The following is a 13,281-nucleotide window of genomic DNA, read 5'->3' on the forward strand; positions in this document are numbered from 1 at the left end:
AGATTTTCGACGGATTAGGAGGATTCAGCATGTTGGAGTTTGAAACAAATATAGACGGCCTAGCATCAATTAAAGTAATCGGTGTAGGTGGCGGCGGAAATAACGCTGTCAACCGAATGATTGAAAATGACGTACAGGGTGTCGATTTTATTGCAGTGAATACAGATGCACAGGCGTTAAACTTATCAAAAGCAGAAACAAAAATGCAAATCGGTGCTAAGCTGACAAGAGGGCTTGGAGCAGGTGCGAATCCTGAAGTCGGTAAAAAAGCTGCTGAAGAAAGCAAAGAACAAATTGAAGAAGTCCTAAAAGGCGCTGACATGGTCTTTGTGACAGCCGGTATGGGCGGTGGAACTGGTACGGGTGCTGCACCTGTCATTGCGAAAATCGCAAAAGATTCTGGAGCCTTGACAGTTGGAGTTGTGACTCGTCCTTTCACATTTGAAGGAAGAAAGCGTCAGCTTCAAGCAGTTGAAGGGATTGCTTCTATGAAAGAAGCAGTTGATACGTTAATCGTGATTCCAAACGATCGCCTGCTTGAAATTGTCGATAAAAACACGCCAATGCTTGAAGCATTCCGTGCAGCAGATAACGTGTTAAGACAAGGTGTTCAAGGGATCTCAGATCTCATTGCAACACCAGGTTTAATTAACCTTGACTTTGCTGACGTGAAAACGATCATGTCTAACAAAGGTTCAGCTCTTATGGGAATTGGTGTCGCAACAGGCGAAAACCGTGCTGCTGAAGCAGCGAAAAAAGCCATTTCTTCACCACTTCTTGAAACAGCGATTGATGGAGCACAAGGTGTTATCATGAATATTACTGGTGGTACGAACCTTAGTCTTTATGAGGTACAAGAAGCAGCGGATATTGTTGCATCAGCCTCTGATGAAGATGTCAACATGATCTTTGGATCTGTCATTAATGATAACTTGAAGGATGAAATTGTGGTCACAGTCATCGCAACCGGTTTTATTGAGCAAGAGCCGGAAGTGACAAAACCTCAAAGAAATCCATTAGGACAAGGATTAAAGCAAAATCAATCCATTCCACAAAAGCGTGAAGTAAAACGTGAGGAACATCAGCAAACATCATCACAACCAAGACAAAATACACAGTCAAGTGATGATACATTGGATATCCCAACGTTCTTACGTAACCGCAACAAACGATAAGCAGGCACGATTCATCCCCTTCCTTTGGAAGGGGTTTTTTTATGTCTGCACGGTGAGAAGATCCTGCGTCTGATTGATATAAAAGTCTTGTTTCTGCGTGTTATTCGGAACTATTGTATGTGTTTTGGCTTGAGTCTTTTAAGTCAAAAGAATCATTTTTAATTCCCTTTACAAAAAACGACAAAATGTTGAACTTTATTTGACTACATTAATGAGAACACCATGAAACTTGTCATGATCAAAAAGAAGGGGGAGGGGCAGGATACACACTGTTTGACCATTTGAGGAGGAGGGATTTTATTGAAAGTGAAGTTTCATAAAACCGCCGTCTATCGTTTCATGAGTCTTTTGGTGATTGGTACTTTAACGATGACAAGCTTTGGGATGGTTCAAGCAAAATCGACTTCTACCTCATATCAGGAGGAAGCCGTTTCCTCTAAGACAACAAAACCCAAGATTTCTTCGAGATTAAAGAAGCAGTTTCAAAAGGAAGATAAGGTGACCTTCTTAGTCAAAATGAAGGAACAAACGAATGTACAAAAAGTAGCAAAAGAAGCTGTATCAAAAGCAAAAAAACAAAAATTAACCGCGGCTAAAACGCAGTACACAAAAAGATCAGCCGTTGTATCTGAGCTGAGAGCAACATCTGATGAAACGCAGCAAGCGCTCCTAGCGTATTTACAAAAGGAAAAAAAGAATAAGCAAGTGAAAGATATTCATTCCTACTATATTGTGAATGGTCTAGCTGTGACGGCAACAAAAGAAGTGATGGAAAAGGTTGCTTCTTTTCCAGAAGTAGCTCAAGTGCTGCCGAATGAAACACGTCAACTTCATCGTCCTGTTGATTTGAAGCATGCTAAGCCAAACAAACAAATCAAAGCAGTAGATGGAGTCGAATGGAATATTGCTCAGGTGCATGCACCAGAAGCGTGGGATTTAGGCTATGACGGGACTGGAACCGTTGTGGCAAGTATTGATACAGGTGTCGAATGGGATCATCCTGCGCTAAAAGAAAAATACCGCGGGTTTGACCCTGCTCGTCCGAACGAACCATCTCATGAACTGAATTGGTATGATGCCACGACAGGCTCTGAAGTCCCTTATGATGACTTGGAGCATGGGACCCATGTGACAGGCACAATGGTTGGTTCTGAGCCAGATGGAAAAAATCAAATTGGGGTCGCACCGGGAGCAGAATGGATTGCAGTGAAAGCTTTTTCAGAAGATGGCGGTACAGATGCTGATCTGTTAGATGCCGGTGAATGGATTTTAGCACCGAAAGATCAAAACGGAAATCCTCATCCAGAAAAGGCACCTGATGTTGTGAATAATTCGTGGGGCGGTGGGCCAGGTCTTGATGATTGGTATAAAGATGTAGTGAATGCTTGGAGAGCAGCAGACATCTTTCCAGAATTTTCAGCCGGTAATACCGATTTATTCAATCCAGGCGGCGCGGGTTCGATTGCAAATCCCGCTAACTATCAAGAAGCCTTTGCTACAGGCGCAACAGACCAGGACAACAAGTTAGGGTCTTTCTCCCTTCAGGGTCCTTCTCCATATGGCGTAATGAAACCAGATATTGCTGCTCCGGGAGTAAACATTCGTTCTTCGATCCCGGGAAAAGGATATGAGGATGGGTGGAATGGTACATCGATGGCAGGTCCGCATGTCTCAGCTGTTGTTCTTCTTCTTCGCCAAGTGCAATCAGACCTTTCTGTTGATGAAATTCAGCAAATTCTCATTGAGACAGCGAAACCACTGACAGATCAGCAATTTCCTGAATCCCCTAACAACGGCTATGGGGCAGGGTTAGTGGATGCAAGAGAGGCGATTACGGCTTTAACCAATGGCATCGGTACGATTGAAGGTCAGGTGACAAAAGAGGGAGAAGATACAGAACCACCTGTTTTTTCACATAAAGGTCCGAATGAAATTTTTGCTGCAACGCCAACCCCATTGACCATCACTGCAGAAGATGGGATAGCAGTGGCAAATGTTTCTTTGACTTACCGAGTAGATCAAGGTGAATGGGAGACGTTGCAAGCCAACCGCACGGATGGAAATCATTTGAAAGGAACCTATACGGTGCAGCTCCCTGAACTTGAGGGGGAAAACGTGACGTACCGATGGATTGTGAAAGATTTTGGAGAAAATGAAGCGGCATCAGATTCTTATACACTTCCAATTAAAACATCCATCACCACTGGCTACTCACAAGATTTTGAAGCATGGCCAAGTGGATGGTTCAGTGGTGGAACAAAAGATCCGTGGCAGTGGGGAAAACCGTCCACAGGTCCAAAACAAGCATTTAGCGGGGAACATGTCTATGCCACCAATTTAGACAGTCCTTATGAAAATAAAACGGACGCCAATTTGTCTATGCCGCTCATTGCTGTACCAGATTCAGGTTCTTCCTACCTGCAATATCAATACTGGCATGATCTCGAAGCCAATTATGATTATGTGCATGTCTATGTACAGCCAGAGGGGGAAGACGCCGTTCAAGTGACAGCTTATACGGGGAAAACAAATGCGTGGACAGCAGGCGAGGTTGATTTATCTGCTTATAAAGGTCAAAAAGTGAGAGTCCTGTTTCAGATAAGAACAGATGGCAGTGTCACAAAAGATGGCTTTTATTTAGATGATGTGAAAATCACAGATGAGGCTTTGTCTCAACAAGCTAAGAACCAGCTAGGTGTGATCAAAAAAGAAAAATCCACAAGCCAGAATAAGAAATCAGTTGATCCAAAAAAGGCAAAGCCTGCTAAAGTAAAAAATAAACATGTACACATTCAAAAGCAAAACAGTCATGATGCTCCATCTATTCAAGCTCTTCCAATGAAAGCGCAAATCAGTGTTCTAGAAAGCGGAAAATCAACTTCCACCGATGAAGCGACAGGGAAATATCAGCTGTCTCAAGGAGCAGGAGAATGGACAGTGAAAGCGGAAGCTTACGGCTTTGAATCACGGTCCCAAAAAGTCAAAGTGGCATCAAAAGAAACAGCAGAAGCGAATTTCTCCTTACAGCCGCTAGAGAAACGAACGATCTCCGGCACGGTCGTCAATGAAACAACTGGTGAAAAGGTGAAGAATGCAACTGTTTATCTTGTGGAGGACGCAAAAATTGAGCCGGTGAAAACAGATGAATCCGGTGAATTTTCTCTAGAGGCATTAAGCGGTGTCTATACAGTCAAAATTTTTGCAAAGGGGTTTAAAGGCTATACGTTTACAGCGGATGTGACGGAAAAGCCACTTGAAAAGTCAGTGAAACTTGAGCCTTTTATCGGTTTTCCGGGAGAGATTGGCTACGATGATGGAACGGCTGAAAATGCACGGGCTTTCTACGATCCTGGCAATGGCTGGGCTGTAAAGTTTTCATTAGAAAAAGGAAAGAAACAAGCACAAGTCACAGGTGGTCTTTTCCGGTTTTGGACATCAGAATGGCCAGCTCCTGGAGGCGATGAATTTGCTGTTGAAGTATATGATGCTTCTGGGAAGGGTGGCGCACCAGGTGAGAAAATCGCAGGACCTTTAAAAGCAAATGCGCTGCGTAATGGTGAATGGACAAAAGTAGATTTAGAAGATCAAGCCATTACAGTGGATGGAGATTTCTATCTTGTTTATATTCAAACGAAAAAGAATACCGAATCTCCGGGACTTGCCACAGATGAAGATGGCCCTAATGCTGAAAGAAGCTGGCAGCTGACGAGCGGTGCTTTTTCTCCTTCTCCGAAAGAAGAGGGGAATTATATGATTCGTGCGCTCGTAAACTATGAAGCAGATGTACCAGAAATCACTTCTCCAAAGGAAGGAACCATTACAAATCAAGGTGAATTGACGATTGAAGGCACAGCCTCTCCGGGGCTCGATGTGGCCATTTATCAGAATGATGAAGAGGTGGCCAACGTCAAATCAGATGAGTCGGGTACTTTCAAAGAAAATGTATCTGTTCCAAGTGGAGAGCATGTCTTCACGGCGGCGACTGTAACGGATAAAGGCTCAACAAAACATTCCAAGCCAGTCAAGGTGATCATCGATCAAACAGCACCGACGTTGACCATTGATACACCGAAAAAAGGCGACAAGTCTAATAGAGAATCACTCACGGTGGAAGGGAAAGTAGCGGATGATTATCTAGATCAAGTCACAGTCAATGGAAAAAAAGCGACTGTAAAGGATGGGGCATATTCTGCAAGGGTGCTGCTTGAGAACGGGAAAAATACAATCAAAGTGACAGCAAAAGATGCAGCTGGAAACAAAACGACTAAAAAGGTCGACATCGATGTTCAATATGATGCACCTGTCATTTCTGAATTAACGCCAAAAGATAATATGAATCTATCATCAGGTGAATCGGTTAAGATTTCATTTAAAAGCAGGGAAAAGCTAGATGCCACCTTTGTTCTTCATATGCCGCTGACAAATGCTAGATCAAAACTTCAAAACACAACCGAACTGCCGATTCGTGAAGTAGCACCGGGAACGTATGAAGGCTACTGGACGGCGACATCTATTGCAAAAGCAAAAGGTGCAGTGATTGAAGTCATTGTCAAAGATGATTATGGAAATGTCACAAGACAGAAGGCAGAAGGAACACTCACCATCAATGAGAAAGAATGACAGCGAAAAAGACACGACTCTTCGGAGCGTGTCTTTTTTTGTGCAATGGGTAGAGGAGACACTTGTCCAACAAATCATTCGGATGTTCTTTCTGTCTCATACGTCGACAAAAACGATAACAATCCACCAAAAGTTCTCTATCATCCCCTACAAGAATTGACAGACTTCCATCCGATGACTGTTTTATACTGGTACAAACAAGTGCAAGTACTGCTTTTGATTCTTTGTTTCAGATGAAAGGAGCAGAAGGTGGTCATTTATTTAGATGTCATTTGGCTGTTAAACTTTTGTTTTGATCTATTGCTGCTCTTACTCACGGCATTTATTCTCAAACGACAAGTGAAAAAAAGGCGATATATGTTAGGAGCTCTCATTGGATCGAGCATTGTTCTCTTGCTCTTTACGCCATTTGCAATGATTGTGTCGCACCCATTAGGCAAACTGCTTTTTTCTGTCTTGATCGTGCTTGGAACCTTTGGCTTTCAAAGATTTCGTTCCTTTTTTCAAAACCTGTTTGCTTTTTACTTTGTCACATTTTTGATGGGAGGGGGCATGATCGGGGTTCATTCGTTTTTGCAGACAAATACAGTCATTCAAGATGGACTGCTTATTTCACAAAATGATGGATTTGGTGATCCCATTAGCTGGCTTTTTGTTCTCACTGGCTTTCCGGCCATTTGGCTGTTTTCAAAGAAACGATTAGGAGAGGTTGGTGCGAAAAAAAGACAATATGACGAACAAGTACTTGTGGAGATACACATTCAAGGAGAAACAATCCGCTTAAATGGTCTGGTCGATTCTGGAAATCAGCTGTATGATCCATTGACGAAAACACCTGTCATGATCGTCCAGCTCGATCAGCTCACATCTATTTTCGGAGAGCCATTTATAGAAAAAATGAAACAGTTTCATCCTGTTGAAGTGATGCAAAAGCTCGATGACCATTTTCCGCTGCTTGATCGTTTAAGACTCGTTCCGTATCGCGCAGTCGGTCATGATCACGGGTTTCTACTATGCTTTAAACCAGATACGGTCGTCCTTTATACAAAAACGCATATGATCCAGCCAGCGAAGTGTTTTGTTGGGATGAGTCTAAGTGGATTATCAGCAGATCAGGAATTTCAATCCATCATTCATCCAGAGATGTTAGACGGAAAAATGATACAAGGGGTGTCGTAGTTTTTTTGTGATGTCTTTTATCTTACGAAGTCAACTGGACATTTAGAAGGGAGAAGAAGATGAAAAAATTAAAATTTAAACTCACTTACTACTGGTATAAACTCCTCATGAAGCTAGGGCTAAAGAGTGATGAGATTTATTATATTGGTGGAAGTGAGGCACTGCCTCCGCCGTTATCAAAGGATGAAGAACAAGAATTGCTCGTTAAATTACCAAAAGGGGATCAAACAGCAAGAGCCATTTTGATCGAAAGAAATTTGCGATTGGTCGTTTATATCGCAAGAAAATTTGAAAACACAGGCATTAACATTGAGGATTTGATTAGTATCGGAACGATAGGTCTCATCAAGGCAGTAAATACGTTTAATCCAGAAAAAAAGATCAAACTGGCCACATATGCGTCTAGATGTATTGAAAATGAGATTTTGATGTATTTGCGCCGAAATAATAAAATTCGTTCAGAAGTATCCTTTGATGAACCGCTTAACATCGATTGGGACGGCAATGAATTGCTTTTATCAGATGTACTTGGGACAGATGATGACATTATCACCCGCGATATTGAAGCAAATGTCGATAAAAAATTACTGAAAAAAGCGTTAGAACAATTAAACGATCGTGAAAAACAGATCATGGAACTGAGATTCGGTTTAGTTGGCGGTGAAGAAAAGACCCAAAAAGATGTTGCCGACATGCTTGGTATTTCTCAGTCCTATATTTCAAGGCTCGAAAAAAGAATTATTAAACGATTGCAAAAAGAATTTAATAAGATGGTCTAAAAAAAATTTTTGAAAGCTTTATCCCTGTACTGTCAAAGGGATCACCATTTTTTCACATATTTCTCGTCATAGACCGTGCATATTTTTCCATCCCACGGAGATACTGAACTTTGTACAACAGCTCCTGTAGGGAGGGAAAAAAGTGTCCAGAAATAAAGTGGAAATCTGCGGAGTCGACACCTCCAAACTGCCTGTTCTGAAAAACGACGAGATGAGAAAATTATTCAGACAGCTGCAAGATGAAGGTGACGATACAGCAAGAGAAAAGCTAGTCAATGGCAATTTGCGGTTGGTTTTAAGTGTGATTCAGCGTTTTAACAACAGAGGCGAGTATGTTGATGATCTCTTCCAAGTAGGCTGTATCGGATTAATGAAATCAATTGATAATTTTGATTTAAGCCACAATGTCAGATTTTCAACTTATGCGGTCCCTATGATCATAGGAGAAATCCGTCGATACTTGCGCGATAACAACCCCATCCGGGTGTCTCGTTCACTAAGAGATATTGCCTATAAGGCGCTTCAAGTCCGTGAGAGACTGATTAGTGAGACAAGCAAGGAACCAACGGCAGAAGACATTGCCAAAGTGTTAGAAGTCCCTCATGAGGAAATTGTTTTTGCCCTAGATGCCATTCAAGATCCTGTTTCTTTGTTTGAACCGATTTATAATGACGGAGGAGATCCGATTTATGTGATGGATCAAATTAGTGATGAACGGAACAAAGATACACAATGGGTAGAAGAATTGGCCTTAAAAGAGGGAATGCGCAGATTGAATGATCGAGAAAAAATGATTCTTCGTAAACGCTTCTTCCAAGGCAAAACACAAATGGAAGTGGCAGAAGAAATCGGCATTTCTCAAGCACAAGTATCAAGGCTTGAAAAAGCAGCAATCAAACAAATGAATAAAAATATTTTTTAAAGCCGCCGCTAATGTGCGGCTTTTTTCATTCTTTTTAGAGAACCCATCTGTAGTATTGACTCTGTTATTTTTTTCATTTAATCTGTTTTTAACAAATGTTATTTAAAATATCATTTGTGAGGGAATAGAGAAGCGGAAAGAAGGGTTATTATGACATTCCATGATGAAAGAAGGCTGCTCATTAAGGTTGCGCATATGTACTATGAAGAAGGCGCCACTCAATCTAAAATTGCAGAAGCTGTTGGGGTTAGCCGTTCGCTCATATCGAAATATTTGGCAAAAGCACGTGAAGCAGGAATCGTGGAAATCATTATTCATGATGAAGTAAATCAACAATATGGTTCGTTAGAAAGAAAAATAGAGCGGAAATACGGGCTGCGAGAAGTCGTGTGTGTGGAATCTCTCAGTCAAGAAACAACAAAAAGTCGAATAGGAGCTGCGGCTGCGGGCTTTTTATTAAAAGTCATGAAGGATGGACAAGTCATCGGTTTTTCATCAGGGACAACCTTGCATGAAATGGCGAAAGCGCTTACGTCTGTTCAGCATTTTCCATCTGTGACATTTGTTCCGCTTGTCGGAGGCGTCGGAAATGAAGATGTTGATATTCATGCCAACTATATTATTGGAAGATGCTCAGAAGCACTCAAATCCAAATGTGAGTTTTTACATGTGCCTGTCATGCTTGATACGAAAGAAGCGAAAGATGTACTCATTAGACAGCCGTCGATCAAAAAAGTCATTGAATTAGGAGAATCATCAAATATCGCGGTCGTAGGAATAGGCGGGGTTCCGCAACATTCAACGATGGTGAAATCCTATATGACAAGTGGTGAGGAAGATATCCTGCAAGCGAAAGATGTTGCGGGCGACATTTGTTATAACTTTATTGATCATAAAGGTGAAGTGTATCCGCATCCGTGGAACGACCGGGTGATGGGGATCAGTCCTCTAAAACTGAAAGAGATCCCTCTTGTGATTGGTGTCGCTGGAGGAGAAGAGAAAATTGAAGCGATCAGGGCAGCGTTAGAAGGTGGATTAATTCATGTGTTAATTACAGATGAACAAACCGGAGATGCCCTATTAAAGTAACTACCTAAGCCGATTAGGTAGTTTTTTTGAGTCTTTAGACTCAAAAAGATTGAGAATTTTATCGATTTTATCTTGACACAAAGTTGACACATCATATAAACTAAGTTCATAACAAATGATAAATAAAATAACAAATGTTACAGTAAACAGATTTTTGTTAATTTTTATAACATTTGTTAAAAGTTTCAGATTATTTTTCTAGCAATCTATTGTGAAGCAAGAAAACCTGAAAGGATGATTTAGATGTCAATTTATCAACAATTGTTAGCACGAGAACGCAGCGGAGATCCAATCAAAGTTGGGATTATCGGGGCAGGCCAAATGGGGTTTGGACTCATTTCACAAATTTCTAAAATTCCAGGCATGATTGTTGCAGGTGTTTGTGATATTCATCTTAGTGCAGCTGAGAAAGCAGCGAATTTTTACAAGCAACATGCGAAACCACATCAAATGGTCGTCACAAATGATTACAGAGAAGTGATTCAATCAGATTCTGTGGAAGTCGTTGTGGATGCAACAGGTGTTCCAGAGGTCGGAGCAAACATTTCTTTGGAAGCGCTTAATTCAAAAAAACATCTCGTTCTTTTAAATGTAGAAGTCGATATTACGATCGGCTTGGTCATGCATAAATTATTCACGAATGCAGGACTTGTTTACTCTGGATCAGCTGGAGATGAACCAGCAGCAACGCTAGAACTATACGAATTTGCAAAAACAATGGGGCTTGAAGTATTGGTTGCTGGGAAAGGTAAGAACAACCCATTCTTCCCAGAAGCAAACCCAGATACGTGTAAAGCTGAAGCAGATAGTAAACATATGAGTGCCCACATGCTAGCAGCATTCCAAGACGGAACAAAAACGATGGCAGAAATGAACCTATTAAGTAATGCAACAGGACTTTTGCCTGATAAAGTCGGCATGCATGGAGTAGAAGCGAATTTAGAAAATGTAGCAGATAAATTAAATCAAAAACAGCAAGGCGGCGTACTGGATAACTTCGGAGTCGTTGAATATGTAAACGGACTGGCACCAGGTGTCTTTGTCATCGTCAAGAGTGATCTTGAGCCAGTAGATGAAGAACTTCGCTACTTAAAAGTTGGAAAAGGTCCTCACTACACACTGTATCGTCCTTTCCACTTAGCAAGTCTTGAAACACCAGTGACGATCGCAAAAGCAGTCTTACAACACGATTCTTCAATCCATCCAATTGGTGTACCAGTATCAGAAACTGTCGCTGTGGCGAAAAGAGATATTAAAGCAGGAGAAACACTTGATGGTATTGGCGGATACTCCGTAAGAGGTGTACTTGAAACACATCAAGACATGAAAGCGAACGGCCACATCCCAATTGGCTTAATCAGCGGAAAAGTGGTAGCGAAAAAAGATATCAAATTGGGGCAATTCCTATCTCATGATGATGTAGAACTTGATGCAAGCACAACGGTCTGGAAGCTGCGTTCATTACAAGATCACTTATTTCAATCATAAGGACGTGAGGCTATGGAAAAATTAGCAATCGTACTTTGTATCATTTTGATTGTGCAGTATGGTTTATCGTTTATTCAAATCAAGTACTACCGCAAGAGCATGGATTCACTGATTGACGACTATAAAGGGAAACAAGGCTATCACTTGTTTTCAGGAATGGAGCGGCGCAAATTTGGTCCTGGAGCCATTGCGCTCATCATTGTCGATGAATCATACATCATTCAAAAGTGTCATGTGCTGGGTGGCGTCTCGATTTTGTCTAAATTTAAGGAACTGCCTTCCTATGAAGGAAAACATGTGGGGGCTGTGCTTGATGAGCATCACATGATGAAACAAACATTGAAAAAGCGCAAAAGGGGACCAGCTGTCATGCAAGCACTCTCCATGGCAGCGGAGCAGGCGCTTGTCTCGATTTCTAAAAAAAATATAACAAATGTGAACTAAGAAAGGGGAGATGAAACATGGAATGGATTCAATGGTTTGGAGAGCACTTTATCGGGATGTTTGAAGCCGGCGGAAAGCAGTTCATGGGTCTTGTGACAGGTATCGTTCCAACTCTTGTTGTGTTACTTACTTTCACTTATGCTGTCATGAAGTTTATTGGAGAAGAGCGAGTGAATAGAGCGATTCAGTTTGCAGCGAAATATACCATTTTGCGCTATACGTTAATGCCGATCTTATCCGTTCTTATTTTGACAAACCCAATGGCTTATACGTTTGGCCGCTTCTTACCTGAAAAACAAAAACCAGCATTCTATGATTCAGCTGTTTCATTTGTTCATCCGGTGACATCGCTGTTCCCGTATGCCAACGCAGGAGAACTGTTTGTCTACTTAGGAATTGCGAACGGGATTAAAGAAGCTGGATACTCTATGTCAGAGCTGGCTGTTCGTTACTTCTTAGTCGGGATCGTTGTCATTTTACTTCGCGGAATCATTACGGAATGGATCACAAAGTACTTAGCAGGAAAAATGAAAGCGAATTCACAATAGGGGAGGGTTAGACATGACAAACCACAAAGTATTTGTTGCAAAAGGTGCTGGCGGATGGGGAAAAGGATTAGAGCTCGAACCAACCGGTAAAAGAAGAAAGGTCGTTTCCATTACAGGAGGAGGCATTCACCCAGTTGCACGTAAAATTGCAGAAATGACAGGGACAGAAGCATGTGATGGCTTTAAAAATTCTATACCAGAAGATGAAATGATGTGTGTTGTCATTGACTGCGGAGGAACAGCGCGAATTGGGCTTTATCCAATGAAACGCATTCCTACTGTCGATGTGCTGGCATCCTCTCCTTCTGGACCGCTTGCAAAACACATTACAGAGGATATCTTCGTATCAGGTGTCACAGAAAAAGATATTTCCTTTGCTGAAGCATCTGATAGTGAAGGGAATGTAGAAGGTCAAGAAAGCAGCGGCCCAATTGACAAAGAGAATTTCAAAGAAACCTATTCAAAACTGAAAGAGGAAAATATCGAGCGTCAAGAAAAAGGGAATTTCCTCATGAGATTCTCAAGAGGAATCGGAAAAGTAACCGGCACATTCTATCAAGCTGGTCGTGATTCTGTTGATATGCTCCTTAAAAACATTATTCCATTCATGGCCTTTGTCAGTATGTTAATTGGAATTATCAATTATACAAAAATCGGTGATCTGATTGCCCATTTCCTTTCACCTTTGGCAGGATCTTTATGGGGGCTCTTACTGCTCGTTGTTGTCTGTACCTTACCGTTCCTATCGCCTGTCTTAGGACCTGGGGCAGTCATCGCACAAGTCATCGGTGTACTGATTGGTAGTCAAATTGCACTAGGAAACATTCCGCCTCAATTTGCTCTTCCAGCACTGTTTGCAATCAACGGTCAAGTAGGGTGTGACTTTATCCCGGTTGGGCTATCACTTGGTGAAGCGAAGCCGGAAACGGTACAATATGGGGTACCAGCTGTTTTGTATAGCCGTCTCATTACAGGCGTTCTATCTGTTGTGATCGCATACGTTGCTAGCTTCGGTATGTATTAAACGTATTAAAGGA

General features: G+C 41.7%; 10 protein-coding genes. All 10 read left to right on the forward strand.

What is annotated here, in order from left to right; translation table 11 throughout:
* Positions 1-29 precede the first annotated feature (29 nt).
* The 10 genes from ftsZ (at position 30) to MHH31_RS07440 (ending at position 13,268) form a co-directional block, all read left to right on the forward strand.
* The gene (gene ftsZ / locus MHH31_RS07395) at positions 30-1,175 is read left to right on the forward strand and encodes a cell division protein FtsZ (protein ID WP_007499752.1); all 1,146 of its coding nucleotides are present in this window, start codon (positions 30-32) and stop codon (positions 1,173-1,175) included.
* A gap of 306 nt (positions 1,176-1,481) precedes the next feature.
* Positions 1,482-5,795 (forward strand): S8 family serine peptidase, encoded by a 4,314-nt coding sequence (locus MHH31_RS07400; RefSeq protein WP_342495491.1) that lies wholly within the window; start codon positions 1,482-1,484, stop codon positions 5,793-5,795.
* Positions 5,796-6,044: 249 nt separating this feature from the next.
* On the forward strand, positions 6,045-6,974 hold the full coding sequence (gene spoIIGA / locus MHH31_RS07405) for a sigma-E processing peptidase SpoIIGA (RefSeq protein ID WP_017367198.1): 930 nt from the start codon (positions 6,045-6,047) through the stop codon (positions 6,972-6,974).
* Positions 6,975-7,033: 59 nt separating this feature from the next.
* Positions 7,034-7,753 (forward strand): RNA polymerase sporulation sigma factor SigE, encoded by a 720-nt coding sequence (gene sigE / locus MHH31_RS07410; protein ID WP_007499746.1) that lies wholly within the window; start codon positions 7,034-7,036, stop codon positions 7,751-7,753.
* A 142-nt stretch (positions 7,754-7,895) separates the two neighbouring features.
* Complete coding sequence (sigG, locus tag MHH31_RS07415) at positions 7,896-8,675, forward strand: RNA polymerase sporulation sigma factor SigG (RefSeq protein WP_003211879.1); 780 nt, start codon at positions 7,896-7,898, stop codon at positions 8,673-8,675.
* A gap of 150 nt (positions 8,676-8,825) precedes the next feature.
* Positions 8,826-9,764 (forward strand): sugar-binding transcriptional regulator, encoded by a 939-nt coding sequence (locus MHH31_RS07420; protein WP_024720314.1) that lies wholly within the window; start codon positions 8,826-8,828, stop codon positions 9,762-9,764.
* Between the two features lie 243 nt (positions 9,765-10,007).
* Positions 10,008-11,252, forward strand: coding sequence for an SAF domain-containing protein (locus MHH31_RS07425; RefSeq protein ID WP_007499740.1), 1,245 nt, complete (start codon positions 10,008-10,010; stop codon positions 11,250-11,252).
* A 12-nt stretch (positions 11,253-11,264) separates the two neighbouring features.
* Positions 11,265-11,696: a transcriptional regulator GutM gene (locus MHH31_RS07430; RefSeq protein ID WP_008354650.1), complete on the forward strand. Its 432-nt coding sequence runs from the start codon at positions 11,265-11,267 to the stop codon at positions 11,694-11,696.
* A gap of 17 nt (positions 11,697-11,713) precedes the next feature.
* Complete coding sequence (locus MHH31_RS07435) at positions 11,714-12,244, forward strand: PTS glucitol/sorbitol transporter subunit IIC (RefSeq protein ID WP_003210918.1); 531 nt, start codon at positions 11,714-11,716, stop codon at positions 12,242-12,244.
* A 13-nt stretch (positions 12,245-12,257) separates the two neighbouring features.
* A complete protein-coding gene (locus MHH31_RS07440) occupies positions 12,258-13,268 on the forward strand; it encodes a PTS glucitol/sorbitol transporter subunit IIB (RefSeq protein WP_024720315.1) in 1,011 nt (336 codons plus the stop codon).
* Positions 13,269-13,281 lie beyond the last annotated feature (13 nt).

The organism is Bacillus sp. FSL K6-1033 (assembly GCF_038630765.1).
GTDB lineage: Bacteria > Bacillota > Bacilli > Bacillales > Bacillaceae > Bacillus > Bacillus altitudinis.

Bases quoted from the DNA above. Each gene is read 5' to 3' on its own strand.
- ftsZ (WP_007499752.1), top strand. From the start codon at position 30: ATGTTGGAGTTTGAAACAAATATAGACGGCCTAGCATCAATTAAAGTA.
- sigE (WP_007499746.1), top strand. From the start codon at position 7,034: ATGAAAAAATTAAAATTTAAACTCACTTACTACTGGTATAAACTCCTC.
- MHH31_RS07420 (WP_024720314.1), top strand. From the start codon at position 8,826: ATGACATTCCATGATGAAAGAAGGCTGCTCATTAAGGTTGCGCATATG.
- MHH31_RS07425 (WP_007499740.1), top strand. From the start codon at position 10,008: ATGTCAATTTATCAACAATTGTTAGCACGAGAACGCAGCGGAGATCCA.
- MHH31_RS07430 (WP_008354650.1), top strand. From the start codon at position 11,265: ATGGAAAAATTAGCAATCGTACTTTGTATCATTTTGATTGTGCAGTAT.
- MHH31_RS07435 (WP_003210918.1), top strand. From the start codon at position 11,714: ATGGAATGGATTCAATGGTTTGGAGAGCACTTTATCGGGATGTTTGAA.
- MHH31_RS07440 (WP_024720315.1), top strand. From the start codon at position 12,258: ATGACAAACCACAAAGTATTTGTTGCAAAAGGTGCTGGCGGATGGGGA.